This window comes from Serratia sp. 1D1416 (genome assembly GCF_003641105.1).
In the GTDB taxonomy this organism is placed as follows: Bacteria; Pseudomonadota; Gammaproteobacteria; order Enterobacterales; family Enterobacteriaceae; genus Serratia; species Serratia ficaria.
In genome coordinates, this window is record NZ_CP032738.1 from 3563159 (window position 1) to 3588848 (window position 25690).

Annotated in this window: 29 protein-coding genes; 20 read left to right on the forward strand and 9 right to left on the reverse strand. The window is 56.9% G+C overall.

Going from position 1 to position 25690, the window contains the following annotated elements; genetic code table 11:
• The first annotated feature begins 24 nt into the window (after nucleotides 1–24).
• Nucleotides 25–1077 carry a hypothetical protein gene (locus D7I37_RS27715; RefSeq protein ID WP_371415230.1) on the forward strand — a complete coding sequence of 351 codons (1053 nt, stop codon included), beginning with the start codon at nucleotides 25–27 and terminating at the stop codon, nucleotides 1075–1077.
• Nucleotides 1078–1139: 62 nt separating this feature from the next.
• Here D7I37_RS27715 and D7I37_RS17260 read toward each other — a convergent pair whose 3' ends face one another.
• Nucleotides 1140–1565 (reverse strand): SRPBCC family protein, encoded by a 426-nt coding sequence (locus D7I37_RS17260; RefSeq protein ID WP_129544039.1) that lies wholly within the window; start codon nucleotides 1563–1565, stop codon nucleotides 1140–1142.
• 1052 nt (nucleotides 1566–2617) lie between these two features.
• Here D7I37_RS17260 and zinT point away from each other — a divergent pair.
• Nucleotides 2618–3268 carry a metal-binding protein ZinT gene (zinT, locus tag D7I37_RS17265; protein ID WP_242502702.1) on the forward strand — a complete coding sequence of 217 codons (651 nt, stop codon included), beginning with the start codon at nucleotides 2618–2620 and terminating at the stop codon, nucleotides 3266–3268.
• A 580-nt stretch (nucleotides 3269–3848) separates the two neighbouring features.
• Here the strand turns inward: zinT and D7I37_RS17275 are convergent.
• Together D7I37_RS17275 and D7I37_RS17280 are read right to left on the reverse strand one after the other, a co-directional pair.
• Entirely contained in the window at nucleotides 3849–4190 is a 342-nt protein-coding gene (locus D7I37_RS17275; RefSeq protein ID WP_061799042.1) for a hypothetical protein, read from the reverse strand.
• A gap of 293 nt (nucleotides 4191–4483) precedes the next feature.
• The gene (locus D7I37_RS17280) at nucleotides 4484–4984 is read right to left on the reverse strand and encodes a DUF4136 domain-containing protein (protein ID WP_237648760.1); all 501 of its coding nucleotides are present in this window, start codon (nucleotides 4982–4984) and stop codon (nucleotides 4484–4486) included.
• Between the two features lie 321 nt (nucleotides 4985–5305).
• Between D7I37_RS17280 and D7I37_RS17285 the strand changes: the two genes are divergently transcribed.
• From D7I37_RS17285 to D7I37_RS17320, 8 genes are all read left to right on the forward strand, one after another.
• On the forward strand, nucleotides 5306–5656 hold the full coding sequence (locus D7I37_RS17285; protein WP_061799046.1) for a DUF4377 domain-containing protein: 351 nt from the start codon (nucleotides 5306–5308) through the stop codon (nucleotides 5654–5656).
• A 182-nt stretch (nucleotides 5657–5838) separates the two neighbouring features.
• Nucleotides 5839–7038, forward strand: coding sequence for an enoyl-ACP reductase FabV (fabV, locus tag D7I37_RS17290; RefSeq protein ID WP_129544041.1), 1200 nt, complete (start codon nucleotides 5839–5841; stop codon nucleotides 7036–7038).
• 157 nt (nucleotides 7039–7195) lie between these two features.
• Entirely contained in the window at nucleotides 7196–7759 is a 564-nt protein-coding gene (locus D7I37_RS17295) for a DUF2975 domain-containing protein (RefSeq protein ID WP_129544042.1), read from the forward strand.
• Nucleotides 7760–7766: 7 nt separating this feature from the next.
• Nucleotides 7767–7982 (forward strand): helix-turn-helix transcriptional regulator, encoded by a 216-nt coding sequence (locus tag D7I37_RS17300; protein WP_061799052.1) that lies wholly within the window; start codon nucleotides 7767–7769, stop codon nucleotides 7980–7982.
• 231 nt (nucleotides 7983–8213) lie between these two features.
• Nucleotides 8214–8429, forward strand: a complete 216-nt coding sequence (locus D7I37_RS17305) for a hypothetical protein (RefSeq protein ID WP_129544043.1) — start codon at nucleotides 8214–8216, stop codon at nucleotides 8427–8429.
• A 172-nt stretch (nucleotides 8430–8601) separates the two neighbouring features.
• Nucleotides 8602–8907 carry a hypothetical protein gene (locus D7I37_RS17310; protein ID WP_073970332.1) on the forward strand — a complete coding sequence of 102 codons (306 nt, stop codon included), beginning with the start codon at nucleotides 8602–8604 and terminating at the stop codon, nucleotides 8905–8907.
• Nucleotides 8908–8962: 55 nt separating this feature from the next.
• The gene (locus D7I37_RS17315; protein ID WP_237648761.1) at nucleotides 8963–9376 is read left to right on the forward strand and encodes a hypothetical protein; all 414 of its coding nucleotides are present in this window, start codon (nucleotides 8963–8965) and stop codon (nucleotides 9374–9376) included.
• Nucleotides 9377–9397: 21 nt separating this feature from the next.
• Nucleotides 9398–9733 (forward strand): hypothetical protein, encoded by a 336-nt coding sequence (locus D7I37_RS17320; protein ID WP_061799059.1) that lies wholly within the window; start codon nucleotides 9398–9400, stop codon nucleotides 9731–9733.
• Between the two features lie 3 nt (nucleotides 9734–9736).
• Here the strand turns inward: D7I37_RS17320 and D7I37_RS17325 are convergent, their stop codons facing one another.
• Nucleotides 9737–10645, reverse strand: a complete 909-nt coding sequence (locus tag D7I37_RS17325; protein WP_129544783.1) for a LysR family transcriptional regulator — start codon at nucleotides 10643–10645, stop codon at nucleotides 9737–9739.
• 129 nt (nucleotides 10646–10774) lie between these two features.
• Between D7I37_RS17325 and pcaD the strand changes: the two genes are divergently transcribed.
• A complete protein-coding gene (pcaD, locus tag D7I37_RS17330) occupies nucleotides 10775–11566 on the forward strand; it encodes a 3-oxoadipate enol-lactonase (RefSeq protein WP_061799060.1) in 792 nt (263 codons plus the stop codon).
• Here the strand turns inward: pcaD and dcuR are convergent.
• From dcuR to D7I37_RS17345, 3 genes are all read right to left on the reverse strand, one after another.
• The gene (gene dcuR / locus D7I37_RS17335; protein WP_095097030.1) at nucleotides 11563–12282 is read right to left on the reverse strand and encodes a two-component system response regulator DcuR; all 720 of its coding nucleotides are present in this window, start codon (nucleotides 12280–12282) and stop codon (nucleotides 11563–11565) included. The two genes, pcaD and dcuR, sit on opposite strands and share 4 nt — an antisense overlap.
• A 4-nt stretch (nucleotides 12283–12286) precedes the next feature.
• The gene (locus D7I37_RS17340; protein ID WP_061799063.1) at nucleotides 12287–13888 is read right to left on the reverse strand and encodes a sensor histidine kinase; all 1602 of its coding nucleotides are present in this window, start codon (nucleotides 13886–13888) and stop codon (nucleotides 12287–12289) included.
• Between the two features lie 125 nt (nucleotides 13889–14013).
• Complete coding sequence (locus tag D7I37_RS17345; protein WP_061799065.1) at nucleotides 14014–14856, reverse strand: class I fructose-bisphosphate aldolase; 843 nt, start codon at nucleotides 14854–14856, stop codon at nucleotides 14014–14016.
• 503 nt (nucleotides 14857–15359) lie between these two features.
• Here D7I37_RS17345 and D7I37_RS17350 point away from each other — a divergent pair.
• From D7I37_RS17350 to D7I37_RS17365, 4 genes are all read left to right on the forward strand, one after another.
• Nucleotides 15360–16289, forward strand: coding sequence for a sugar ABC transporter substrate-binding protein (locus D7I37_RS17350; protein ID WP_061799066.1), 930 nt, complete (start codon nucleotides 15360–15362; stop codon nucleotides 16287–16289).
• 79 nt (nucleotides 16290–16368) lie between these two features.
• Nucleotides 16369–17853, forward strand: a complete 1485-nt coding sequence (locus D7I37_RS17355; RefSeq protein ID WP_061799068.1) for a sugar ABC transporter ATP-binding protein — start codon at nucleotides 16369–16371, stop codon at nucleotides 17851–17853.
• 15 nt (nucleotides 17854–17868) lie between these two features.
• The gene (locus tag D7I37_RS17360; RefSeq protein WP_061799141.1) at nucleotides 17869–18909 is read left to right on the forward strand and encodes an ABC transporter permease; all 1041 of its coding nucleotides are present in this window, start codon (nucleotides 17869–17871) and stop codon (nucleotides 18907–18909) included.
• 63 nt (nucleotides 18910–18972) lie between these two features.
• On the forward strand, nucleotides 18973–19893 hold the full coding sequence (locus D7I37_RS17365) for a sugar ABC transporter substrate-binding protein (protein ID WP_061799143.1): 921 nt from the start codon (nucleotides 18973–18975) through the stop codon (nucleotides 19891–19893).
• A gap of 42 nt (nucleotides 19894–19935) precedes the next feature.
• Here the strand turns inward: D7I37_RS17365 and metQ are convergent, their stop codons facing one another.
• A complete protein-coding gene (gene metQ, locus D7I37_RS17370; protein WP_061799070.1) occupies nucleotides 19936–20751 on the reverse strand; it encodes a methionine ABC transporter substrate-binding lipoprotein MetQ in 816 nt (271 codons plus the stop codon).
• Between the two features lie 259 nt (nucleotides 20752–21010).
• On the opposite strand from metQ, the gene D7I37_RS17375 reads away from it, so the two are divergent.
• The 5 genes from D7I37_RS17375 to D7I37_RS17395 all read left to right on the forward strand — a co-directional run bounded on the left by D7I37_RS17375 (nucleotide 21011) and on the right by D7I37_RS17395 (nucleotide 23435).
• A complete protein-coding gene (locus tag D7I37_RS17375) occupies nucleotides 21011–21529 on the forward strand; it encodes a hypothetical protein (protein WP_061799071.1) in 519 nt (172 codons plus the stop codon).
• Between the two features lie 147 nt (nucleotides 21530–21676).
• A complete protein-coding gene (locus tag D7I37_RS17380) occupies nucleotides 21677–22102 on the forward strand; it encodes a universal stress protein (RefSeq protein WP_129544045.1) in 426 nt (141 codons plus the stop codon).
• A 67-nt stretch (nucleotides 22103–22169) separates the two neighbouring features.
• Entirely contained in the window at nucleotides 22170–22484 is a 315-nt protein-coding gene (locus tag D7I37_RS17385; protein ID WP_061799074.1) for a helix-turn-helix transcriptional regulator, read from the forward strand.
• Nucleotides 22481–22798 (forward strand): SRPBCC domain-containing protein, encoded by a 318-nt coding sequence (locus D7I37_RS17390; protein WP_061799076.1) that lies wholly within the window; start codon nucleotides 22481–22483, stop codon nucleotides 22796–22798. The genes D7I37_RS17385 and D7I37_RS17390 overlap by 4 nt, the downstream gene beginning before the upstream one ends.
• Nucleotides 22799–22841: 43 nt before the next feature.
• Nucleotides 22842–23435 (forward strand): ATP-dependent Clp protease proteolytic subunit, encoded by a 594-nt coding sequence (locus tag D7I37_RS17395; RefSeq protein WP_061799078.1) that lies wholly within the window; start codon nucleotides 22842–22844, stop codon nucleotides 23433–23435.
• Nucleotides 23436–23605: 170 nt separating this feature from the next.
• Here the strand turns inward: D7I37_RS17395 and D7I37_RS17400 are convergent, their stop codons facing one another.
• Nucleotides 23606–25498, reverse strand: a complete 1893-nt coding sequence (locus tag D7I37_RS17400; protein ID WP_129544046.1) for a carbohydrate-binding protein — start codon at nucleotides 25496–25498, stop codon at nucleotides 23606–23608.
• Between the last annotated feature and the right edge of the window lie 192 nt (nucleotides 25499–25690).

The window sequence follows — 25690 nt, forward strand, 5'->3', positions numbered from 1 at the left end:
GAGCATCTATCCAGGTGCTGCGCAATGCGCAAGCAAAGCCACTGGCGACACCCTCCGATCACTCAGATCATGGTTGCCCGTGGCTTTTTTTATTCACGGAGAATGTTATGGCAAAACAGGACTGGGGGAGCCATTCAAAAGCTGTTCCTCGCCGAATACGCCAAAACCAAAATCTCCCCGAAAGAATGGCGTGAGGCTAACGGCTACAACTACGCCACAGCACGCCGGCACATAAAAATTCCTGCGCAAGGGAAAGAACAGAAAGCGCAGAAAAAAATGCGCAGTGCGCAACCTGCGCAAATTCTCGAAAATCCCGCTCCCACGGAATCCGGCGTTTCCGCTGCTGTCACTGAAGGGGAAGGGAAGGACAAAGAAAGCCCAAGCCTTCTAAAGCCACAGCATGAACAATTTGCGCAGAACAACCCGTTCGCCTATCCAGTGATGGCGATGAACCGGGATACCAGCGTAGGCACCTTCGCAATGGACGGTAAAACCGACTATAGCGGCCAGGGCAATAACCTGATCACTAACGCAGAATTCAACGATGAGGGAATGGTGTGTGTGAAAACCGGCGGAGGGGCAATAATCCCCGTCGTGGAGCCGGAAAATGTAACGCTCGTCATAGCGTTAAAAATACTGGCCAAGCCGGCCGCGGCCGCGAATATTATTTCGACGGTGACGCCGGGTAGTGCACCGTTCACTGGATTCAGGGTTACACAGCAGCCTGATGGCTCGGGTTCTGTTCTGGTTGCGACTTCGACAGGAACAGTCACCCTGAGTCTTGGCGGGATCACCGGAGCATGGACGATGTTTGCCGTGTCTATCTCAGCCACTGAGATCATCGGCATGCACGCGAACGGTAACCCGTTGCCCATGGCAATCACTAACGACCGTTCCGTTAGCGGTAATCAGCTGGTGTTCAACGGTGCCCCGGCAGGCAGCCAGTTAACGGATGGTTTTGAGGGGGCTGGCGGTGGCGTTGCCGTTTATAACAGTGTGCTGACACCGGCGGAGATGCTTGACGCGCTAAATGATATGCGCGATTCGATGGCCGCCAAAAACATACCTGTACCGTGAATAATCTGGTGCTGGGATGGATCCCGGCAAAAAATGCCGGCCGATGAAAGTAGTGTTCCAGATCAAGGGATAATCGGGCGTGCTCCCTCTGCGGAGGGGGATTCCAGCAGCCGTTTCAACGCCTGCAGATCGGCCATCACCAGTTCAGCGTCGCGGGTGAACATCGCGTCATCCATCTCCGGCTGGTGAAACAGGGTGAAAATCACTTCGGTGCCGCTTTGATTGGCAAGGAGCCGCAGCGGCACATAAATCACCGCGCCGCCCGGCAGCGTCACCCAATGATCCAGCACGCCAAAGGCGTTCGGCGCGCTGAAACGAATGCCGATCCTGCCCTGAGGGGTATCGGCAATCCAGTTTTCCCCTTCCTGATGCAGACTGTCTGAAAGTCCCTTAGCCCATTTGGGGAAATTTTCAGGGCGGTAGAGAAATTCATAGGCTTCAACATAGGGGCGGTTAATCGATATATGCAGAGTTCTGGCGGTCAGCATGGTGATAATCTCGAAAATAATGATAAGGATTTTCTAGCTTATGCAGTTTAACGATAGTTTACGTCGATGGGATATGCAAAGTGGTGGTGGCGGAGTGGTTGATTTATGACAGGGCGCTGTCACTCGCCGATCTGCAGGTTCAATACGGGCGTTCTCAGCGTTATTTCAAAAACCTGCTGAACGAGCAGATTTAAGATGCGGCAGCCGGGATGGATCCCGGCCATTCCTCACGGTTATTTGATGACCTGTCACTAATGCGTCATTTCATGCCGAAATTTTTCCGAATCGATCCGAGGATGCTGCCAACTAATTGAAATTAAAGAAAGGAAATACAAGGAATGGCAAGGGATTGTCGTAATGGTTTTTAAGGTAACCATTTGTTTATTCTGTCTATTTTCATTATTTTGCACATAAAGAAATAGTATTCGGTCTTTTTTTGTGTATTAAGGGGATGCCGGTAGCACTGCGCTATTATCCTTACACCGGCCTTCGGGTGATCAAGGTAAACGAGACGATGCCGACTTATGTCTAAACACTGTGTCGGCTTTTCGTCTATCCCCCCTTGCGGCGGGGCGTGATATCACAACTCAGGGCGGCGAACTGACGCGTTTGTCGCACAACCGCCATGCCATTCCTTTTATAACGGTGTGACCTCAATACACATCATCATATTCATCATACTCTTTGGGTTTTCTTCTCATCACGTATTGAGTGAGCGCCGTAAGTATGACGGAGTTTATAACCCAGATGAAAACAGCAAGATCGCCGAGAAAATGACTTAGCAGCAACATCGGGCTCATAAGAATGAGATAACCGATTAAACATTTCATTAAAATCCCACTATATTATTTAACTTTTCCCTTATTAACCATGTAGATAGTAGCATGCCGACCCTATGCTGAACCAGAAGGCGTAACCTATCGTTGGGGTCGATCGCCCATAGTGGCTTTCTTGCCGTTTATCCCCGATAAAATTTGCCGGAGATGATATTGATATTTGTTATGTTATATTGTAACGTTTTGTTTTTCTGGGAAGGTATAGAGGGATATACAGTGGCGAACTATTTTGGAAAAATTTCATTGGCGCTGGGCGCGCTGGTAGTCAGCGGTTACGCGCTTTCTCATGCCCATCATTCGCATGGCAAACCGATGTCGGAAGTGGAGTTGCAGGCGTCTAAGGGGGTGTTCGATGATAAGAACGTGCAGGACAGAAGCTTAACGGATTGGGATGGCGTGTGGCAGTCCGTCTATCCTTACCTGCAGAATGGCGACCTTGATCCGGTGTTTAAGCAGAAGGCGGAGAAAGAGCAGGGCAAAACGTTCGAACAGATCAAGGAGTACTACCGCAAAGGGTATGCCACCGATATTGATACCATAGGCATCGAAAACGGCGTTATGGAGTTCCACCGCGGTAATAAAGCCAGTTCCTGCCAGTACGCCTATGCCGGGCACAAGATCCTGACTTACGCCTCAGGCAAAAAAGGGGTTCGTTATCTGTTTGAATGTAAGGATGCCGGCAGCCAGGCGCCTAAATACGTTCAGTTCAGCGATCACATCATCGCCCCGCGCAAGTCCGCTCACTTCCATATCTTTGTGGGCAACACATCGCAGGAAGCGCTACTGGCGGAAATGGATAACTGGCCGACGTACTATCCGTTCCAGTTGACTACCGAACAGGTGGTTGACGACATGCTGCATCACTGACAGTGACATCACCTGCAGTATTGTCGCCGGGAAGCGACAAAAGCATTTACTGTTAACCGCTTCCCGGTAGAATTTAATATGTTATTTATGTTGTGGCGAATTGCAGCCCTCAGAGGTAAGCCGAAGATAAGCACCGGCCGCCACACCATCCCATTTCAAGCCCTGGCCTTATCGCCGGGGCTTTTGTTTGTCCGGCTGTCGCCCCTGGCCAGCCCTTCCGCCGGCAAGTAGGAGGGGGCGCGGCGTGGGCGGCGATGCGCCGGGTGCCTTGAGCCTGCGGCGGACTACGCGCCGCTATTTATCTTTTCTGTTGAATTTATCTACGAAATAAAATTTAAGCAGTATATGAATCATTCGAATAATACTGCCGATAAACACCAGGGTTATGACAAAGTTCGATAAGTTCCTCGGCGCGGCGTAGGCCTGCGGGAAAGCCACATGGGCGCCGCTGAGCAATGAGGTCGCAATTAAAAAACCCATTAAATAACAGAGAGCGCGAAAAAGTTGAAACATTCGGTCCACCGTAAAATGAAAGCATAAGTTGCGCGGAACAACTTATGCTTTTAGTCAATCAATCAGCTTAGCGGGAGCAGCTGCCGGACTTGCCGCTGTTGCAGCTGCCGTTAGACTTATTGCCGCCTTTACCCATTCCGACATTACCGCCGCCGCTGCGGCCATCCTTAAAGCATCCGCCATTGAGCGCGCCGGCGGCCATGCCAAGCGGCCCCGCCAACGATCCGCTAATGATGCCGTTAACGCAGTCGGGCGAGGTGTGCTTACCGTAGAAGCCTTTGCCGTCGGCAGCCGAACCTTTCTTGCCCTGTTTGCCGGCGTTATTGACTCTACCGCAGCCGTCGCGTTTATCGGCAAAGTTGCCGGCGCCGGCGATCAGATGAAAATATTTGGCATCGATCTCTTGCATAAGATTCCCTCTTTATCGATCAGATTAAGTTGAATGGCATTAAGCTTGCGCAAGCAGTTTGTTTTAACAGAAAAACGGCGGGCAGTAATTATCGATTCGCATAACAAACAGAAACTATTTTTACGGTATTTAATTGCGTGATGAGAGGGCGGGGGTTTATTAATTTTAAAGCCGGATCTGGCGTTAATGTATTTAAAAGGGCTACTTATGCGGAGGCGTTAATTATTTAACTGCAGCTCTAAGGTTTGCATAACCGAGCTGCAGTCTTTTGCTGGCTGCGCTGGCGCGGTGAATCAGCGGCTCGCCGCTCCGGCCCGCGCAGGGTAAGTGGCGAATAGCGCGCCGACCGCCTGCTGAATTTGCGCCTGGCTGACCGTTTTGCTGTCTGAATTCAAGGTATTGGTGGCCGAGCCGCGCCATACCAGCTGTTTTTTCTTGCTGTCCACGACGTCCACCGTCAGGGTGCCTTCGGTGTAGGTCCACAGGGTTTGGTTATAGCCGCCCCAACCGGCGTAGCCGAATCGCCCAACCATCACCGGGGAATCGTCCATCTGGACCTTATCCTGCTTCATGGTATTGCTGTAGACCAGCAGATCCGGCGTGGGGCTGGTTTTATAACCGCGCTGCTCCATCCGTTGCGCCACGGCGGCCTGAATGTACTTGCCGGTCAGCGTCTGGTATTGCCCTGCGGGGTCGGCGGCAAAACCGTAAGTGCGGTATTGCGTAAAGTTGGCGCTGTGATCGTAATCGCTGGTGACCTGCGGCTGACTGGCGCAGCCGGACAGTAAAGCCATTGAACCCGCAATGAAAAGGCAAGAAAGTGCACGCATGGCGAACCTCGTAATGATTATCAGTTTCATAAAGTTAGACCCAGAAGTCGCGGCTGGCAAATGACGCGCTCAGGCAATAAACCGTTTTTGTCATGCGCCGGCGCTATTGATGAACATCGGCGAGTTCACTCGGTGAGCGGGGTTATTTTTGATCCGTATCAGGCGTTTTGCCATCGGTTGTGGGTCCGATTTCGTACTGGTGCGCTTTGGCTGAGGCGGCGCTCTGCCAATCCGCCGGCGGATTTGGTAGTATGGTCCGACCTCAACAAACATGGATGCAGTACATTGAAAATCAAAGCGTTGTTATTCGTTGCATTGGCCGCTCTGGCCGGCTGCAGCCAGGAAGGAGCCGCTATGAATCAGCCCGCAAACAAAAACGGCGGCCATACGGAAGTGTTGCTGGTCAACAGCGCGCTGGTGGATTGCGTCGGCGTTGCCCCGATGAAGTGCATGCAGGTGCGCCATTCCGCGCAGCAGCCGTGGGAACTGTTTTATACCGGCATCGAGGGCTTCACCTTCGAGCCGGGATATCGCTACCGTCTGAAGGTGCAGGTGACCGCGCTGGAAAACGTGCCGGCCGATGCTTCCTCACTGCGCTATACCCTGATTGAGCAGTTGGAAAAGAGCAAGGCGTGATGCAGTGATCCGGCCGACGATCTGAATCGGCTAAGGGAGCCAACGTTGTCGCGCCGGTTTTTTCGCCGGGGAACTGGTCTGTTCACTGCGCTTGTTTCGATTCTGCCGTGCGCCCATCTTAAGTATATTGAGAAAATCAGGTATATTAGCCTTCGGTTTTTAGCTACCAAGAAAAAATTACTATGATTATCAAACCTAAAATTCGTGGTTTTATCTGCACTACCGCTCATCCGGCAGGCTGTGAAGCCAACGTCCGTGAGCAAATCGCCTACGTCAAATCACGCGGCGAACTGAAAAACGGGCCTAAGAAGGTGCTGGTTATTGGTGCATCCACCGGTTACGGTCTGGCCTCGCGCATCAACGCCGCGTTCGGCAGCGGTGCGGCCACCATCGGCGTATTTTTTGAGAAGCCAGGCAGCGAAGGCAAAACCGGTTCCGCCGGTTGGTACAACTCCGCCGGTTTCGACAAGGCAGCTAAAGAAGAAGGCCTGTACGCGAAAAGCATCAACGGCGACGCGTTCTCCAACGAGTGCCGTCAGAGCGTTATCGATCTGATCAAGCAGGACCTGGGCCAGATTGATCTGGTGGTTTACTCGCTGGCGTCCCCAGTGCGTAAAATGCCGGAAACCGGCGAAGTGGTGCGTTCCGCGCTGAAGCCGATCGGCGAACCCTACAAATCCGTCGCGCTGGACACCAACAAAGACCTGCTGGTTGAAGCCGTGGTCGAGCCGGCCAACGAGCAGGAAATCGCCGATACCGTCAAGGTCATGGGCGGCCAGGACTGGCAGCTGTGGATGGACGCGCTGGACGAAGCCGGCGTGCTGGCGGACCACGTTCAGTCCGTTGCTTATTCCTATATCGGCACCGATCTGACCTGGCCAATTTACTGGCACGGCACCCTGGGCAAAGCGAAGGAAGATCTGGACCGCGCGGCGCAAGCCATCGACCAGAAACTGAAGGCCAAGGGCGGCGCAGCCTACGTGGCGGTGCTGAAGTCGGTCGTGACTCAGGCGTCCTCGGCGATCCCTGTGATGCCGCTGTATATCTCCATCGTGTTCAAAATCATGAAGGAGCAGAGCATTCACGAAGGCTGCATCGAACAGATCCAGCGTCTGTTCGCCACCAAGCTGTTCAGCGGCGCGGCGCCGGATACCGACGAGAAACACCGTCTGCGTCTGGACGACTGGGAGCTGCGCGACGACGTGCAGAACACCTGCCGTGAGATCTGGAAGCAGATCAACGACAACAACATCAATGAACTGACCGATTACCAGGGCTACAAGGCGGAGTTCCTGCGCCTGTTCGGTTTTGGCGTTCAGGGCGTCGATTATGAAGCCGATCTGAGCGGTGAAGCCAAGTTCGAGGTGATCGAACTGGTGTAAACCCGTCAGGGGGCGAGAAAAGGTCGGGTTATCCCGGCCTTTTTTATTGTCCGGCGCCAGGCGCGCGTCGCGGGCCTCATCGGTCCAGTAGATCGTTGACAGCAATAACTTATCGTTTTACGATAAGTTATTGCTGTTTTACAAGGATGGAAGAGCTATGGGCGCTACGCCAAGGATCCAACTGCCGCCGTATGTGCGCTGCCTGTGTTTACTGATTATGGCGTTGCTGATAGTCAGCACCTGCGTTGAAATGTTCATGATCGTTCAACCCTGGGTGCAGGGCGCAGCCTATGACGCTATCGTCGCGTCTTACCGGGAATATTACCCCGAGCTGAAGGCCTACGCCGCGCCGCAGCAGGGGTGGGCGATCGGCGCCACGTTGCTGCTCGACATGTTGGTTTATCTGCCGTATTACGCCGCGCTGCTGTGCGGCGCCGGCCTGTTTTATCAATTCTTCCGCGGCAACGTTTGGCAGCGCAACAATATGATGCTGTTGCAGATTATCGGCATTTTGCTGATTGTCGACGTGCTGTTCCCGTCGCTGGCCGGGCTGCTGCAGATAATGGTGCTGACCGTCGGTGAAAAAATGCTGTTTATAATTTATTATGGCGTCAACAGCGAGTCGGTGCGCTCGCTGATCGTAGGCTGCGCAATCCTGGTGTTTAGCCGGGTATTTTTGGAAGCGCTGCGGCTGAATGAAGAACAGCTTTCTTTCGTGTGAGAACAGAGTGGCGATAATAGTAAGTCTTGATGTCATGTTGGCCAAAAGGAAGATGCGTTCAAAGGAGCTGGCGGAACAGGTGGGGATCACCGAGCAGAATTTGTCCCTGCTGAAGAACGGCAAGGTCAAAGGCGTCCGGTTGGAGACGCTGGACAAAATCTGCCGCATTCTTGACTGCCAGCCTGGCGATCTGCTGGCCTGGGAAGCTGACAACGAAGACTAGCGCGGCGGTGCACGGGGCGTGCGCCGCAGTGCTTTCGCATTGGCGATGCTATTTGCCTTTGCGGGCTGCCCGCTATTGCCTGTTTGTTTTTGGTTAAATGAGTTGCGGTGTTAATTAACATCGAGTCGTCGCCGTTACCTTCTGCATTATAAATAACGTCAGTTAATAAACTAAAGAAAGTCATTTTTCATTTACCCTGGTGGGTAGTTAAGGTTATTTTAAGGACGAATTATGCCATCGCAATATTTAATTCCTGCGCTGTTGATGTTATTGACGGGCTGCAGCGGTCTGCATCCCGGCAGCTATTACCCGGTCGGTGGGGCGCAGCCGGTCACGCGTGAGCAAAGGCAGCGCATCATCGGCGGCGAGTCCGCGAATGCGGTGTTGAATGAAGGGCTCGCCGGCATTGGCGGCACTATCGATTGGTCACGGCTGTGGGATCGTTAATCGGCTAAATATAATTATGGGAATTATAAGTGTCATTGCCAGATTATTGACATAGGGTTTATCTTTTCGCGGTTATTCTGGTGGTCATTATACGTCATCGTATTTAATTATCAGACAAAGCTTCGTTTAATGGAGAGTTTTGCCCGTTGGGGTATAATTACAGGAGGTTATGATGGCAAAGATCGTTCCCGCCATGCTCATCTTTCTATTATTGCCCGTTGGCCCGTACGCCAGCGCGGCACGTTACGATCGGGAACGCGAAACCCTGTCGCCGGTGCAGTTTCAAAAGAAATTAAAGGATCTCGTCCACGGGCTGTGGCAGCAGATGGACGCGGGCTGCCCGTCGCCGGAACGCGACGTCGGGCAGCTGGCGCTGCTGAGCGATTGTGACGCGCAAGCGAAAAAAAATCCGCCGATCAAGGGCAAGCGCGCGCTGCAGCCCGGCGAGGAACAGAACGCGTCATCCGGCGGCTGTTAATTCTCTGTAAGACGCGGCCATGCCCGCCACGGCATTCATTAATGGAGCCTATGTATTGAAACTACCCTCGGTCATGACCGCAGCGCTGGCGTTGCTGGTCTCATCCTGTTGCCATTCGTTTGTCGATCGCCATTCGGCGCCGGCCGCATCGCGCGGCGGCGGCGCAGAACATTACCCGCAGCGGGCCGATGGGCTGCTGCTGCATCATCTCTGGCTGGTGGAACAGATCCGTTCGGAGCAGGCGCTGTTGGCGCGCTTGCGGGCGGAACGCAAGGCGTTGCAAGCCGGCGTGCCGCCGCAAAGCAAGGATAAATCCGCCCTGCGCGGCGGGGTGCAGTGCGCTCGGGCGCCCGATGCCATTCGTTGTCTGTCGGTGCAGCTGCGCCCGGCGCCGGTGGCTGGCCCGCACCGTTTTTACGCCGGCGTGTTTTGTCGCGTGGGGGTTAACTGGCGGCCGATGAGCTGCTGAATTTTATTGAGGAGTGTACTGGTGAAACGGATCTTTCTTGCCTGTGTGGCGCTGTGCTGTTCCTTGCCGTCGGCGGCGCGGCTCGATCTGGAATATCATGCCGCGCCGCCGCAGGATAATAAAATCCCAGAGGAATATAAGAAAAAACGCAGCGCCTTGCAGCACCGGATATGGAGTGCCGAGGGCCTGGCGCTGGCCGATGAGCGGGCGATAGAACGGGAACAGCAACGCGCGGCCGCCGAGCAGGAGCGCAAGCGGCGGCAGGCTCCGCTCTACGGCCAGCGCAACTGCCGCAAGGCGTATTCCAAAGACGCTCGCCGGCAGGCGGCCTGCTTCGCTTCGCATCCGCAGTACTAACCGCTATTCGGGCTGCAGCATGGCCGGCAGCCGCATCAGCAGCGTATCGACAGCCACCCGCGTTTTGGCCGGCAAATACGGCGTTTTCGGCCAGACGGCGTGAATATCATTGGGCAGCAGGCGGATTCGGCTGAGCACCGGCGTCAGTTCGCCGCTGCGCAGATAGCGCGCCAGCAACCAGCAGGGTAGCCAAACCAGCCCCGCGCCGGCGATGGCGGCATCCGCCAGCGAATGCAAATCGTCGAGCCGCAGGCGGATATCCAGCCGCACATCCTGGCCCGTCGCCCCGGCCAGCAGCGTGCGCCAGCCGATGTCCTCGTCAAAGCGTCGGTAGGCGATGGCGCGGTGGCCGTGAAGGCCGGCAATATCCGGCGGGGTGCCGCAGCGGGCCAGGTACGACGGCGCGGCGCACAGCGAAAGGTGTTGGCTGCCCAGTCGCCGGGCCACCAGGCTGGCGCTGTCGCCGAGCGGGCCGATGCGCACCGCCAGATCGAATCCCTCCTCAATCAGGTCCGTTACCCGATCGTTGAAACTGATCTCGAGCCGCAGCTCGGGGTGGCTCGCCGTCAGCGGCGTTAACGCCGGGGTGATGCAGTGGCGGCCCAGCAGCTTGGGCGCACTCACCCGCAGCGTGCCCTGCGGCTGCAAGCGGCCGCTGTTCAGCTGGGCGTCGGCGGCGTCCAGCTCGCTCAGGGCGCGCAGGCAGCGATCGTAGTAAGCCTGGCCCGCTTCGGTCAGCGCCAGCCGGCGGGTATGGCGATGAAACAGCGTCGCGCCGAGCCTCCGCTCCAGCCGGGCGATGCTTTTCCCCACCGCCGAGCGGGTCAGATGCAGGCGTTCGGCGGCCAGGGTAAAGCTGCCGGCGTCGACCACGCGCACAAAGGTGGTAATGCCGGTAAGGCGATCGTTGATGGTCACTATAGGGTCCCGTCAGGCTACACAGCCGGTCATTTAAGTCACTGGTCGGCGATTTTCAATCCTATAGCATAGTGGATATCGGGCGCAGGGCCTCATCCTGCGCCGGCCTTATCGGGAGCGATCATGAACGAAACCGCCTTTTTCACCACCGGCGACGGCTGCCGGATTGCCTACCGCTTTGACGGCGCGGCGGATCGGCCGCTGCTGATGCTGTCCAACTCGATCGGCACCACGCTGGCGATGTGGGCCGAACAAATCCCGGCGTTGTCCGAGCATTTCCACATTCTGCGTTATGACAGCCGCGGGCATGGTGCGTCCGATGCGCCGCCCGGGCCTTATTCGCTGGCCCGGCTGGGGCGCGACGCGCTGGAGTTGCTGGACGCACTGCGGCGGGATCAGGCGTACTTCTGCGGCCTGTCGCTGGGCGGCATGGTGGGCCAGTGGTTGGGCGTGCACGCTCCGGAGCGGGTGACGAAGCTGGTTTTGGCCAATACGTCATCCTGGCTGGGGCCGGCGGGGCAGTGGGATGCGCGCATCGCCGCGCTGCGGCCGCCGGTCGATATGGCGCCGGTGGCGGAAGGTTTTCTGAACAACTGGTTTTCCTCCGCGTATCGGGGCGGCCATGCGGCGACCGTCGCGCGGTTCCGCGCCATGCTGTTGGCGACGCCGCCGCAGGGGCTGGCCGGCTGTTTCGCCGCGGTGCGCGATATGGATATGCGGCGTACGGCGGCGTTGATCCAGGCGCCGACGCTGGTGATCGCCGGGCGGGACGACACCGTCACCGCGTTGTCGCACGGCGAGCTGCTGGCCGCGACGGTGCCGGGGGCGGCGTTGCAGGTCTTGCCGGTGGTGCATTTGTCCAACGTGGAACGGCCGGACGCGTTTCTGGCGGCGCTGCTGGGCTTTTTGCGCTAGGCCGGCCGGCAGTATTCCTTCAGCAGGGCGATGGCATCCGGCTTCAGCTGATACAGGTACACCGGCCGCCCGGTGGTGCCATACAGAATGCGGGTGCCGAGAATGCCGCTTTCCGCCAGGTAGATCAGGTATTTACGGCAGGATACCCGCGAGATGCCGATGGCGTTGGCCAGGTTGTCGGTGGAAAATTCACCGCTGTGCTGCTGCTCGATCCATTCGCATACCGTGCTCAGGGTGATGCTGGTCAGGCCCTTCGGCAGCTTCTTGCCTTCCTGGCTGTTGGGCTGGCGGCGCAGCAGGCTGTCGACGTCGGCCTGGGAGAATTCGCGCTGGGCCAAAATTTGCGTCTGCTGCTGATAGTTGCTCAACGCCTCTTTAAAACGGGTGAACTGGAAAGGTTTGATCAGGTAGTCCACCACGCCGTAGTGCAGCGCTTTTTGCACCGTATTCACGTCGCTGGCGGACGAGATGACGATCACGTCGGTTTTCTCGCCCAGTTCGCGCAGGCCGGGCAGCAAATCCAGGCCGTTTTCCTGCTGCATATAGATGTCCAGCAGCACCAGATCGATGCTGCCCCCGGCGTCGGCCAGCAGCGCGCGCGCCTGGCTCAGGGTGGCCACCGTCGCCTGACAGTGAAATCCGCTGACCTGGCTCAGGTAATATTTGTTCAGCTCCGCCACCATCGGGTCGTCATCGACAATCAATACGTTAATCATGTGTTCAGCTCTTGGCCTGATAGGGAATATGCACAAAGAACTGGGTCAGTTCACCCGGTTCTGATTCGAAATCAATGCTGCCGCCCAGCTTTTCCAGATGGCTGCGGATCAGCGCCAGGCCGATGCCGCGTCCCTGTCCCTTGGTGGAAAATCCCTGTTCAAAAATGCGCGCGCCGAGCGCCGGATCTATGCCGGGGCCGTCGTCGCTAACGATACAGTGTAAATGATTATCATTGTGATGGAAGCTCAGGCTGATCTCATGCCCCTCGACGCCGTCGATGGCGTCGATGGCGTTTTCAATCAGGTTGCCCAGTACGCTGATCAGCACGTGGGTGGTTTCCGCATCGTCGGTTTCCGGCAGCAGGCTGGTTTCATCGATGGTCAGTTCGATGCCGGCCTCGTGGGCGCGGCTGATTTTGCCGATAAAGAAGCCCGCCACCTCCGGCGAGTGGATCTTGCGCAGCAGCGCGCCGATCTCTTCCTGATAGTTGCTGGCGGTGTGGATGATGTAGTTTTCCAACTGCTGATAGGCCTTCATGTGCAGCATGCCGAGAATGACGTGCAGCTTGTTCATAAACTCGTGCGACTGCACCCGCAGCGCATCGGCGTAGTGCGCCATGCCGCTCAGCCGCTGCACCAGCCGGCTGACCTCGGTTTTGTCGCGGAAGGTGGCGATGGCGCCGATCACCTGGCCGTTGACGATCACCGGCACGGTGTTGGTCAGCAGCTCGCTGCCGTTGAAGCCGATTTGCCGGTCGCGCAGCGGTTTGCCGCTGGCCAGCACTTCCGCCAGGTGCAGCTGCGCCGGCCAGTGTTTGCTGGCGGACCCCAGCATCAGGTTCTCTACCGGGCCGCTCTGGCGCAGCAGGCGTTTGGCTTCGTCGTTGACGATGGTGATGCGCGACTGATTATCGACCGCGATCACGCCTTCTTTAATCGACTGCAGCATGGCGTTGCGCTGTTCGAACAGGTTGGAAATTTCGTAGGGTTCGAAGCCCAGCATAATGCGCTTGAGCGCCTTGACCAGGAAGAAGGTGCCGAGGCTGCCGACCAGCGCGGCGAAGGCGAGGGTCCAGGAGATGATCCAGCGGCTTTCGCCCACCACTCGGCGCACGGTATCCAGCGCGATGCCCAGCGCCACCACGCCGATTTGCCGCCGTTCGCCATCGTAAACCGGCACGAACACCCGCAGCGCCGGGGCCAGGGCGCCGCGGTTGGTGGCGCTGTTGACCTGCCCCTGCAGCGCCGGCGCCAGATCGTCGCCGATAAAATGCTGGCCGATCAGCCAGGGTTTAGGGTGCGAATAGCGGATGCCCTGCATATCCACCACCACCACGAACAGCAGCTCGTTTTTATTGCGCACCTGCTCGGCAAAGCGCTGCACCGCGCCGCCGCGGTCCTGCCGCTGCAGCCCGTCGACCACGGTGGAGGAGAGCGCCAGCGTTTCGGCGATCGCCATGGCCTTCTGGCGCAGCTGGTCCTGCCCCTCGTGATTCATCTGCACAAAAAACAGCGCATACACCACCAGCAGCACCGAAGCGATGATGGCGGACACCATCAGCGTGATGGACGTGCTGAGCTTGAGCGGGGCGCGTGGTTTGGGCATGGCGGTTCTCCGAGTGGCGATATTACGGCGTATTCTAGCGGGGATGATCAAGGGATGCAGTTACCGGCAGCAGGTTATAGCATGCCGCCGGTTAGCGGAGGGGTTATTTTAGTTACAAAAGCGGGTCAGGGTTGGTTATAGATTGCCAGCGCCTGCTGGCCGCTGGCGCCCTGATGGACGATCGCCATCAGCGCACTGACCACCCGCGACGGATGGCTGTGCTGGTAAACGTTGCGGCCGTAGACCATGCCGGAGGCCCCCTGGGCCATCAGCGCGGCGGATTTTTCCAGCACCGGCCCCAGTTCCCCTTTACCGCCGCCGCGCACCAGCGTAGGGCAGCGCGCCGCTTCCACCACGCGATGAAAGTCTTCCACGCGCTCGGTCGGGTCGGCCTTGATGATGTCGGCGCCCAGTTCGCGCGCCAGCCGCACCAGCGGCACCATTTTTTCCACGTCGCCCAGCGACCCATAGGCGGCGCCCTGGCCGGCAGGCGCCATCACCAGCGGCTCGATCATCAGCGGCATGGCGTATTTATCGCAGGCGTGGCGCAGGCGGCCGATATTTTCCACGCACTGGCGAAAGATGCCCGGTTCGTCGGGGATGTGGTACAGATTGACCACCACCGCGGCGGCGTCCATCTGCAGCGCCGCCAGAATTGGCGCATCCGGGTTGTGCAGCACCGCCCACATTTCGCGATGGCGCACGGCGTTGTAGGCGTTGCCGACGTCGGTGCGCATCACCAACGCCGGTTTCTCGCGCTGCGGCGCGCGCTGCAGCAGATCCGCCTGGCCGTAGTTGACCTGAATGGCGTCGGGGCGCGCGGCGATCAGGTCGCCCATCACCCGTTCGATATCTTCCAGCCCGATTAAAAAATCCGGTTCGTTGGCGATGCCGTGATCGATCGCCACATCCAGACATTTGCCGTTATTAAACAGCCGGTTCATCCGCACCTTACCGCTGAGCTGCATGCCAGTTCCTCCTGAAAATTGGGATACCTCCAGTATTGCCGAGTAAGCATGGGCATGAAATGCGGAAACCGCAAACTGCGGGCGCGCTCGCAGTTTGCGCATCGGCCGCCGACCGTTGAATGCACCAAATGCGTGCCCTTCTCTGACCGCTTTTGCGCCATTTGTTAGATCCGTGTCATGTTTTTGTTAATCGGTCATTCCAAAACGCATGTTTCGCTTGTTTGAGTTAAAAAGTTTCAATAATCTCAATTATGAAATAAACATTTAATAATGATGCGAAGGCGTAAGTTATGACGCCAAAGGTTTATTTCAATTGATTGTTTTTAATCTGTTTTGAGACATCGATCAAAATTTCGCACACCGCCTGAATACGGTAAAAAACCGGTAATTCCGCCGTATCAAAGGGATAACACCGACCGGATTGTTGTTTGAATGTAAAAAATATTTTTCATTAGCGGTCAAATCAACAGACCTCTCATTCTAACGATTAAAGGGTAAAGAACATGAAGCTGAAGAAACTGATCGTCACCTCGGTATTGATGTGCATGTTGCCGGCCAGCGTTTTAGCCAAAGACATCAAGATCGGCGTTTCCATGGCTTACTTCGATGACAACTTCCTCACCATTCTACGCCAGTCGATGCAGAACAAAATGAAGGCCGACGGTAACGTCAGCGGCCAGTTTGAAGACGCCAAGGGCGATATCGCCCAGCAGATCCAGCAGATTGAAAACTTCGTCAGCCAGGGCGTGGACGCCATCATCCTCAACCCGGTGGATACCCAAGGCGTCAAGCCGATGATCAAGCTGGCCGAAAACGCCAAGATCCCGCTGGTGTTCGTCAACCGTCGGCCGGAAGTCACGCTGCCGGCCGGCATGGCCTACGTGGGATCCGACTCCAAGCTGGCCGGCAAGCTGCAGATGGAAGAGCTGGCCAAGCTGATGAACGGCAAGGGCAACGTGATGATCCTGATGGGCGAATTGTCCAGCGAGGCCACCCGAGACCGCACCCGCGGCGTGGAGGAGGTGGCGGCCAAATACCCGGGCATCAAGATTATCGACAAACAGACCGCCAAGTTCTTCCGTAAAGAGGCAGTGGATGTGACTACCGACTGGATCCTGTCCGGGCAGCAGATCGACGCCATCGCTTCCAACAACGACGAAATGGCCATCGGCGCGATCCTGGCGCTGAAGCAGGCCAAAAAATCCGGCGTGCTGGTGGCCGGGGTCGACGGCACCCCGGACGCGCTGGAATTCATCAAGAAGGGCGATCTGGCGCTGAGCGTATTTCAGGACGCCAAGGGCCAGGGCGAAGGCGCGGTGCAAACCGCCATTCAGCTGGTGAAAGGCGAGAAGGTGGAAAGCAGCGTGCTGATCCCGTATCAGCTGATCACCAAGGCCAACTACCAGGAGTTCGCCGACAAGAACAGAAAGTAAGCGTTAAGGCATGCCGCGGTTGTCGCCCTTGGGCGGCTGCCGCGGCAGGAAAGCATTAATGAGTGCGGAGGTTATCAGTATGTACCCTTATGTTCTTGAGGCCGAAGGCATCAGCAAGCAGTTTCCCGGCGTCAAAGCGCTGGATAAGGTCTCGATTAAAATCAAACCCGGCAGCGTGCACGCGTTGATGGGCGAAAACGGCGCCGGTAAATCGACGCTGATGAAATGTCTGATCGGCATTTATCATCCGGATGAAGGCGCCATCAAAATAAAAGGCCAGCCGGTCACCTTCAGCGATACGCTGCAGGCGCTGCATTCGGGCATTTCGATGATCCACCAGGAGCTTAACCTGGTGCCTTACATGACGGTGGCGGAAAACATTTGGCTGGGGCGAGAGCCCGCCAGGCTCGGCTTCGTCAACCACGACGAGTTGAACAACCAGACCCGCGAGCTGCTGGCGCGGCTGAACATCAAGCTGAAGCCCGAGACTTTGGTCGGCGATCTGAGCATCGCCAATCAGCAAATGGTGGAGATCGCCAAGGCGGTGTCCTACAACGCCGACGTGCTGATTATGGATGAGCCGACTTCGGCGCTGACCGAGGGCGAGGTGGTGCACCTGTTCGCCATCATTCGCGAACTGCGCGAGCAGGGTAAAGGCATCATCTACATCAGCCACAAGATGGACGAGATCTTCGCCATCACCGACGAGGTGAGCATCTTCCGCGACGGCGCCTTTATCGCCTGCGACAAAACCGAAAACCTGACCAAGCAGTCGCTGATCACCATGATGGTGGGCCGCGAACTGACGCAGATGTTTCCCAAATTCAACAACAACATCGGCGAAGAAGTGCTGCGGGTGGAGGGGCTGCGCCGCAGCGACTGGTTCCACGATGTTTCGTTCAGCGTCAAGCGCGGTGAAATTCTGGGCGTCGCCGGGCTGGTGGGCGCCGGCCGCAGCGAGGTGATGGAAAGCCTGTTCGGCATGCACCCGGCGGACGGCGGCGACATTTTCATCGAAGGCAAGGCGGTGAAGGTGGATTCCCCGGCCAAGGCGATCGAAAACGGCCTGGCGTTCCTCACCGAGGATCGCAAGAAATCCGGCCTGTTCCTGGTGCTGTCGGTGGTCGAGAACATGAGCATCGTCAACCTGTCGGAATATATCGGCAAGAACGGTTTCGTCAGCCATGTGCAGATGGCCAAGGACTGCATGGAGCAGATCAAGAAGCTCAACATCAAGACGCCCACCATGGATCAGATCATCAACAACCTCAGCGGCGGCAACCAGCAGAAGGTGTTGATCGCCCGCTGGCTGCTGGCGCAGCCGAAAATCCTGATCCTCGACGAGCCGACGCGCGGCATCGACGTGGGGGCCAAGGCGGAAATTTATCGCTTGATCAGCGAGCTGGCCAACCGGGGCGTGGCCATCATTCTGGTTTCATCCGAACTGCCGGAGATCCTCGGCATGAGCGATCGGGTGATGGTGATGCACGGCGGTCGCATCACCGGCATTTTGGACAAAGATGACGCGGACCAGGAAAAGATCCTGGCGCTGGCCTCTGAATAACGAAAGGTGAACATCATGAGTAACGTAAAGATTGAGAAGCCGCTCACCTCCGGTTCGGCGGGCAAGGGAGCGCTGTTTTCCGGCCTGAGCGGCAAGATGCCGAAAGACACCGGCATTTTCATCGTGATGATCGGCATTGCGCTGATTTTCGAAATTCTCGGCTGGTACATTCGCGATCAGTCGTTCCTGATGAACCCGAACCGCCTGCTGCTGATCGTGCTGCAGGTGGCGATTATCGGCATCATCGCGGTGGGGGTGACCCAGGTCATCATCACCACCGGCATCGATCTGTCGTCCGGTTCGTTGATTGCACTCACCGCGGTGGTGGCGGCCAGCCTGGCGCAGACCTCCGACAGCATCTCGCCGATGTATCCGGGGCTGCTCGACCTGCCGGCGGCGATCCCGATCGGCGCCGGCATCGGGGTGGGCATCGTCTGCGGCTTCGTGAACGGCTTCCTGATCACCCGCACCGGCATTCCGCCGTTTATCGCCACGCTGGGCATGATGGTATCGGCGCGCGGCCTGGCGCAGTACTACACCAAGGGCAACCCGGTCAGCTTCCTGTCGGACGGCTTCACCTCGATCGGCCAGGGCGCGATGCCGGTGATCATCTTCCTGGTGATTGCGGTGATCTTCCATATTGCGCTGAAACACACCCGCTACGGCAAGTACATCTACGCCATCGGCGGCAACATGACCTCGGCGCGGGTGTCCGGCATCAACGTCAACAAATACCTGGTGACGGTCTACACCATCGCCGGCGGCCTGGCCGGCCTGGCGGGCGTGGTGCTGGCGGCGCGCGTCAGCAGCGGCCAGTCGAGCATGGGGATGTCCTATGAGCTGGACGCCATCGCCGCGGCGGTGATCGGCGGCAGCAGCCTGATGGGCGGCGTCGGGCGCATTACCGGCACGCTGATCGGCGCGGTGATCCTCGGGCTGATCAAGAGCGGTTTTACCTTTATCGGCGTCGATTCCTACATTCAGGACATCATCAAAGGCATCATCATCGTGGCCGCGGTGGCTATCGACATGCGCCGCAACCGCAAGAAACACTGATTGCCGTGAATTGCCGCCGGCGTCGTTTGGCCGGCGGTTTTTTTTTACCTCGGGGAAATCATCATGAAATACGTGAAAAAGATGGTGCTGGCTGCGGTGCTGTGCTGTTCCACTTCGGCGCTGGCGGACACCATCGGCGTGTCGATGGCCTATTTCGACCAGAATTTTCTGACCATCATCCGCCAGTCGATCGATAAAGAAGCCAAGGCGCGCGGCATCAGCGTGCAGTTCGAAGATGCGCGCGGCGACGTCGGCCGGCAAACCGACCAGGTGCAGAGCTTCATCAGCGCCGGGGTGGACGCGATCATCGTCGATCCGGTCAACTCGGCCAGCACGCCGATGATGACCAAAATGGTCCGGGCCGCCGGCATTCCGCTGGTGTACGTGAACCGCACCCCGGGCGACAAGGCATTGCCCCCGGGCGTGGTGTTCGTCGGTTCGGACGAGCGGGAGTCCGGCACCCTGCAGATGGAAGCGCTGGCGCGCCTGGCCAATTACCAGGGCAACGTGGCCGTCATGATCGGCAACCTGACCGACGCCGGCGCGCTGCAGCGCACCAAAGACGTGGAGCAGGTGGTGGCCAGGTACCCGAAAATGAAGCTGGTGCAGAAGCAAAGCGCCAACTATTCGCGCAGCGAAGGCATGGATCTGATGATGAACTGGATCACCAACGGTGAAGCTATCGACATCGTCGCCGCCAATAACGACGAAATGGCGATTGGCGCGATTATGGCGCTGCAGCAGGCCGGAAAAAAAGACCGCAAGGTGCTGATCGGCGGCATCGACGCCACGCCGGACGGCCTGAAGGCGCTGGCCTCCGGCAAGATGCAGGTAACGGTATTCCAGGACGCCGTCGGCCAGGGCCGGGCCTCGGTCGAGGTGGCGCAGCGGATGATCAGGGGCGAAAAGCTGGAGCCGTATTACTGGATCCCGTTCGAGCTGGTGACGCCGGCCAATATGCAGCAGTACGCGGCGAAGCAGTGAGGGGGAGAGGGCGCTGCGTGGCGGCGCCCTGATTGAAATGAATCACCAGCCCTTTACCGCGTCGCCTTTGTAGATTTCGGCGGCGCTGGCGGCCACCTCATCGGTTTGATAGGCCTTGACCAGGTTCTTCACCTTGTCGCTGTCCTGATTGTCGATGCGGCTGGCGAAAATGTTGACGTACGGCGAGTTTTTATCCTCGACGAACAGCCCGTCCCGGGCCGGCGACAGGCCGATCTGGCTGGAATAGTTGGTGTTGATGATCGCCAGCGTCACCTGTTTGTCATCCAGCGCGCGCGGCAGCTGCGGCGCTTCGATCTCGACTATCTTCAGCTTCTTGGGGTTACTGACGATATCCAGCGCGGTCGGCAGCAGCCCGACGCCGGCCTTCAGCTTAATCAGCCCCTGTTTTTGCAGCAGCAGCAGCGAGCGGCCAAGGTTGGTGGGGTCGTTCGGCACCGCCACCTGGGCGCCGTCCGGCAGCTGGCCGATCGCGCTGATCTTCTTCGAGTAACCGGCGATCGGGTAAACGAAGGTGTTGCCGACCGCCGCCAGCTTATAGCCGCGTTCCTGCATTTGTTTCTCCAGGTACGGGCGGTGCTGGAAGGCGTTGATGTCCAGATCGCCATTGTTCAGCGCTTCGTTGGGCAGCACGTAGTCGTTGAAGGTCACCACCTCCACGTCCAGATCGTACTGCCGTTTGGCGACCTTTTGCACCACCGCCCACAGCGATTGATCGATGCCGGCGCTGATGCCGACCTTGATATGGTGCTGGTCCTGCGCCGCCGGGCCGCAGGCGGTCAGCAGCAGCGTGCCGGCGGCGGCCAGCGAGAGGGCGAGTTTTTTCAGCGTAAATGTCATCTTCCCAGAGTCCTTGTCAACATTGTCTGCTGATTGCAGCAGGCAGAATAGTGGCTGTGACTCTAGGTAATCGCTTGGCTAAAATAAAATACTGATTCACTATGATTAATAGCGATTTGCTATGAGCGGCGGCGGCGCCGCGACAAGCGCCCCCTTTGTGCCCTGGCGGTCAGTTTGTTTTGACGGCGGTTCGGCTGGCTTATTATGATAGCCGCAGGCCCGCGAGGGCAGACTGGGCACTGAACGAAGGATAAAGACAATGCGATTGAACACTTGGAGCAAGGCACTGCTGCCGCTGGTGGTTTTGGCCTGCGTGTCGGCGACTCAGGTCCGTGCGGCGGAAGGCGACACCGGCCCGATCCCCAAACAGCTGCTGGGCAACTGGCGCGTCAGCAAGATAGTGCCGACCCAGACCGTCGGCTGCTGGGATCAACAACAGGCGCAAAGCCTGATCGGCGGCAAGATCAACTACAAGGCGGACGGCTTCAGCTGGAACGACACCGCGTTGAAGAGCGAGGGCGCCACCCTCAGCACCGTTGAGGCGCAGGAGTTTGTCGAAGACAACTCCGGCAGCAGTTCTTACATCGATTTCCCGATGCTTGGCATCAGCACGCCGTCGGTGCAGCGGGTCACCATCCAGCATGCCGACGTCACCATCAAGGGCATCACCGATCAGGGCACCGAAGGCGTGCCCGGCGACAACGTGATGCTGAAGGACGCCAATACGCTGATCCTGTCGCTGTGCAACGTCTGGTTTGAAGTGCAGCGCGAACGTTAATCCCGCACCAGGCCCCGGCAACGGGGCTTTTTCCCGCCGTGATATCCCGCCCGAACCGCGCGTTTGTGAACTAAAATTAACCATAACGATATCGCCGCTGCGATACCGGAGCCTCGGCTCTCTACCGAGTCCATGACAGGAGGCGCTATGAGCTACAAACATATTGTGGTCGCCACGGACCTGAGCGATGACGGCAAACGGCTGGTGGAAAAAGGCGCGCTGCTGGCCGAGGCGCTGCAGGCCAAGCTTTCATTGGTCTACGTGGATGTGCATTACGATACCTACCATGCGGCGATCGGCTTCTCGGAGCGAAGCTACGACGGCGTGCCGCTGGAAGAGAAAATCAAAAAAGAGCTGGAACCCACCACCCAAAACGTCAATTACCCGATCGCGGAAGTGATTATCGGGCGCGGCGGTTTTGTGGTTGAGCTGGAGCAGGCGGTGGCGGAGAAGGGCATCGATCTGCTGGTGTTCGGCCATCATCACGACCTGTGGAGCAACCTGTTTTCCTCCACCCGCAACGCCATCAACCAGCTGAATATCGATGTCCTGGTGATCCCGATCAAATCGTAATGCCTAAGCCGCGTCGCCGCGCGGCTTTTTATTGGCGCAATACATTAGTATGTACTAATGTCTAATCATGAACGAAAACGATATCTTCAAGGCGCTGGCCGATCCCACCCGCCGCCGCATATTCGATAAGCTGGCCGCCGGCGGCATGAACGCCAGCGCGCTGCGCGAGGGCATGCCGATCGGTCAATCGGCGATGTCGCAACACCTGGCGGTGCTGCGCAATGCCGGGCTGGTGCAAGAGCGGCGGCAGGGGCGCTTCGTCAATTATCAGGTTGACCCCGCGGGGCTGGCGCAAATCACCCAATGGCTGGCGAAATACCGCGCCTATTGGCCAGAGCGCATCGAGGCGCTGCAAACCCTGCTGCAGGAGTTGGATCAATGAAAAAGGCCGATGACCGGCAATTGGTGCTCGAATATCCGCTGGATGCGCCGCCGGAGAAAGTCTGGCGGGCGCTCAGCATTCCCGAATTGCGCGAGCGGTGGTTGCCGGGGCGCGCGCTGGCGGACGTTGAACCGCTGGATGCCACGCCGGGCGAGCGGATCCGCTATCGGATGCGCGACGACCAGCCGCCGTTTCTGGAAAGCGTGGTGACGCTGCAGATCCTGCCCGATACTGCCGGCGGCAGCCTGCTGCGCATTATCCATCAGCTGGACGCCGCCAACGACGGCCTGAACGTCATGATGCTCGCCGCCTGACGCCGTAGACCCATTTCTTTTGTGCCAACCCAGGAGTTCACCAATGCGTGAAAAGATGCTGCTCGTCCCTATGGTGGTGGAACGGACCAGCCGGGGAGAACGTTCCTACGACATTTACTCGCGGCTGCTGCGCGATCGCATCGTTTTCCTCAACGGTGAGGTGAACGACGAGATCGCCGAAATGCTGTGCGCGCAGCTGCTGTTTCTTGAGGCGGAAAACCCCGAGCGGCCGATCAATCTGTACATCAACTCGCCCGGCGGGGCGATCACCAGCGGTTTCGCCATTTACGACACCATGCAGTACATCAACGCGCCGGTGCATACGCTGTGCATGGGCACCGCGCGCTCGATGGGATCCTTCCTGCTGATGGCCGGCGCGGCGGGCCATCGCATGGCGCTGCCCAACGCCAGCCTGCACGTGCACCAGCCGCTGGGCGGCTTTCAGGGCCAGGCGTCGGATATTTTAATCCACGCCGAAGAGATGAAGCGCACCAAGCATAGGGTGATCGGCCTGTACGCCGAGCACTGCGGCCGCCGCTACGAGGAGGTAGAACGCGCGCTGGACAGGGACCGCTTTATGACCGCCGACGAGGCGGTGGAATGGGGGCTGGTGGACCGGGTGCTGCGGGCGCGGTGAAATAATGCGAAGCCGATGGGATCAGCTTGGCGGTTAACGTTTTCACGCGGTGCGATCGTAAACACTCTCATCGGATCTGATGCCAGGCTCTTGCATTTAAAGGGCTCCGTTTCATCAACGGAGCCCTACAAACACTGATACCGGTCAGTTCAGAACTGAGCTAGTACAGTTTATTTTCGTTTCCAGACGTCACTGGCACCGGGTTTGTCGCCCTTTGTCCACCATTTGGCGATCCAGGTCTTCCCTTGATAGGAAACCTCATCGCCGCCTACATAAACATTGCCGGCATTCCAGTCACCGCCGCTCTCTTTATCCAGATTTTCCCAGACATCGCTCGCACCAGGTTCATTGTTCTGAGTCCACCATTTGGCTTTATAGTTTTTGCCATTCCAGCTAACCACTGCGTCGCGAAGATACACTTTCGTATTGCTCCATTGGGTTGCATCATCTCCTCGTCCTGATTCCGAAAGAGTTTTTACCACCAGCGTCTGGCTTTTTTCAGACTGATTGCCGGCAGCATCTTTCGCGGTGATTTGATATCGATATTCACTGTCTGCTTTCAGGCCGGTATCTGTCCAGTGGAGTTGTGTTGTATTTGCCTGCATTTTACCATCACGCCATATCTGGTAACTGGCTACGCCAACATTATCAGAGGAAGCCTGCCAGCTTATGGAAGCACTTTTTTCAGCCACTTTTGACATAACCAGCTTTTGTGGAATACTCGGCGCTTCGGTGTCTTCAACCGGCTTCACTTTTTCTTCACTCAGCACCTGGGTCGATTCACTGGCTTCTGAACGGTTATTTGCTTTATCTACCGCAACAATATAATAACTATATTGAGTGGATGGCTTAATTTGCTTATCCTGCCATTCCGGTGCGGTTGACTGTGCAATGTTAACGCCGTTTCGCCAGATTTCGTAATGTGCAACCCCTACGTTATCTGTTGACGCTGACCAATGCAGGTTAATTAAATCAGGGGCTGCTTTTGCCTGTGGTTTTCCCGGCATTGTCGGTGCTTCAATATCCGGTGTGGGCTGCGGAGAGTTATGTATCAGATCAGAGTAGCGGTTTACAAATTCGTTGCCGTAGTTGTTGCCACTCTTGTCGTGACCTGCATCCCAGTTAATCGACCAGGTCATCAACCCTTTAATCGGGGTGCCCTGTGCAGCGAGTTTTTCCATCGCGGTGCGAACGTCCGATTCATTTTTTACATAACCCGTAGCCGCAGCATCCGGATTACTTGGCAAACCAATAGCAAACTTATCTGCAGGAATCTTGACAAACCCCCGAGTGCCATGAACAATCGAATCAGTCAGATAAAACAGGAAGTCAGCTTTCTTTGCGTCATTGTTTTGTGCCAAATAATAAGGGGCGTCGTCAAGCGAGACGCCATCGCCACCCTGATTATAGTACTGAGGGGATATAAAATCATAATATCCCTCCAGGTTTTTAATCAGTTTTTCATAAGCGCCGCCCAGGCGTAAATGTGGGAACTCGGGGGCCATGCTAATGATAAAGTTAGGGAATTTTTTCTTGACTAATTTCAGGGCCGCTGGGATTTCCGTTACGTTCGCGCCTGCCGTAATTGCGCCACCCTCCAGATCGATATCCAACCCATCAAATCCATACAGTTCGACCAGGCGAATTATTTCATTTGCAAACTTTGGCGCATCTCCATGGGCCAATTGAATATGTGCGTCAGCCCCGCCGAGAGAGAGCAATACGGCCCGATCCTGTGCATTAAGTTTTGCTACTTCATTGCGAAATGCCTGATCGGTCATATTATAGGGTTTAAACGTGGGGATCCCATCGCCAGTCATGAATGATACCGTGACCACGTTGTAATCGGCATGTACCTTTGATAGCTGAATTTCAGCAGAGCTTCCTTTCTGGTAGCCGTCGGATTTGCTTGCCCAGTTATGCCAGAACCCGACAAGAATATTCTTTCCATTAAGATCCGGGATTTTTGAGGCATCATCTTGCGTACCTGCATGTACCATGGAAGATAATCCACAGAATAACAGGCTGGTAGCAATTGCAGTATGTTTAAATTTATGTTTCATTTTCTTTTCCAGTCTATGATTGAATGGCTTGCAGTAAATTATAAATATTGGATATTTTGTTTGTGCATGACAAATGCCTGCCAGGCAGCTAATTTAGCATGTTAAAATATAACTCCTGGGTTGTTAAAGTTAACATGAACACGCTCGGAGATTATTTTAGCAAGATCTCTGAATGGATTTTTCTCCATTTGA

Excerpts from the sequence above, each read along its gene's own strand:
- D7I37_RS17400 (WP_129544046.1), bottom strand. The coding sequence starts at position 25,498 with ATGAAACATAAATTTAAACATACTGCAATTGCTACCAGCCTGTTATTC.
- D7I37_RS17375 (WP_061799071.1), top strand. The coding sequence starts at position 21,011 with ATGCGATTGAACACTTGGAGCAAGGCACTGCTGCCGCTGGTGGTTTTG.
- fabV (WP_129544041.1), top strand. The coding sequence starts at position 5,839 with ATGATTATCAAACCTAAAATTCGTGGTTTTATCTGCACTACCGCTCAT.
- pcaD (WP_061799060.1), top strand. The coding sequence starts at position 10,775 with ATGAACGAAACCGCCTTTTTCACCACCGGCGACGGCTGCCGGATTGCC.
- D7I37_RS17360 (WP_061799141.1), top strand. The coding sequence starts at position 17,869 with ATGAGTAACGTAAAGATTGAGAAGCCGCTCACCTCCGGTTCGGCGGGC.
- D7I37_RS17340 (WP_061799063.1), bottom strand. The coding sequence starts at position 13,888 with ATGCCCAAACCACGCGCCCCGCTCAAGCTCAGCACGTCCATCACGCTG.
- D7I37_RS17355 (WP_061799068.1), top strand. The coding sequence starts at position 16,369 with ATGTACCCTTATGTTCTTGAGGCCGAAGGCATCAGCAAGCAGTTTCCC.
- D7I37_RS17385 (WP_061799074.1), top strand. The coding sequence starts at position 22,170 with ATGAACGAAAACGATATCTTCAAGGCGCTGGCCGATCCCACCCGCCGC.
- D7I37_RS17345 (WP_061799065.1), bottom strand. The coding sequence starts at position 14,856 with ATGCAGCTCAGCGGTAAGGTGCGGATGAACCGGCTGTTTAATAACGGC.
- D7I37_RS17380 (WP_129544045.1), top strand. The coding sequence starts at position 21,677 with ATGAGCTACAAACATATTGTGGTCGCCACGGACCTGAGCGATGACGGC.
- D7I37_RS17280 (WP_237648760.1), bottom strand. The coding sequence starts at position 4,984 with ATGGCTTTACTGTCCGGCTGCGCCAGTCAGCCGCAGGTCACCAGCGAT.
- D7I37_RS17260 (WP_129544039.1), bottom strand. The coding sequence starts at position 1,565 with ATGCTGACCGCCAGAACTCTGCATATATCGATTAACCGCCCCTATGTT.
- D7I37_RS17395 (WP_061799078.1), top strand. The coding sequence starts at position 22,842 with ATGCGTGAAAAGATGCTGCTCGTCCCTATGGTGGTGGAACGGACCAGC.
- D7I37_RS17295 (WP_129544042.1), top strand. The coding sequence starts at position 7,196 with ATGGGCGCTACGCCAAGGATCCAACTGCCGCCGTATGTGCGCTGCCTG.
- metQ (WP_061799070.1), bottom strand. The coding sequence starts at position 20,751 with ATGACATTTACGCTGAAAAAACTCGCCCTCTCGCTGGCCGCCGCCGGC.
- D7I37_RS17305 (WP_129544043.1), top strand. The coding sequence starts at position 8,214 with ATGCCATCGCAATATTTAATTCCTGCGCTGTTGATGTTATTGACGGGC.
- D7I37_RS17365 (WP_061799143.1), top strand. The coding sequence starts at position 18,973 with ATGAAATACGTGAAAAAGATGGTGCTGGCTGCGGTGCTGTGCTGTTCC.
- D7I37_RS17390 (WP_061799076.1), top strand. The coding sequence starts at position 22,481 with ATGAAAAAGGCCGATGACCGGCAATTGGTGCTCGAATATCCGCTGGAT.
- dcuR (WP_095097030.1), bottom strand. The coding sequence starts at position 12,282 with ATGATTAACGTATTGATTGTCGATGACGACCCGATGGTGGCGGAGCTG.
- D7I37_RS17310 (WP_073970332.1), top strand. The coding sequence starts at position 8,602 with ATGGCAAAGATCGTTCCCGCCATGCTCATCTTTCTATTATTGCCCGTT.
- D7I37_RS17275 (WP_061799042.1), bottom strand. The coding sequence starts at position 4,190 with ATGCAAGAGATCGATGCCAAATATTTTCATCTGATCGCCGGCGCCGGC.
- D7I37_RS27715 (WP_371415230.1), top strand. The coding sequence starts at position 25 with ATGCGCAAGCAAAGCCACTGGCGACACCCTCCGATCACTCAGATCATG.
- D7I37_RS17350 (WP_061799066.1), top strand. The coding sequence starts at position 15,360 with ATGAAGCTGAAGAAACTGATCGTCACCTCGGTATTGATGTGCATGTTG.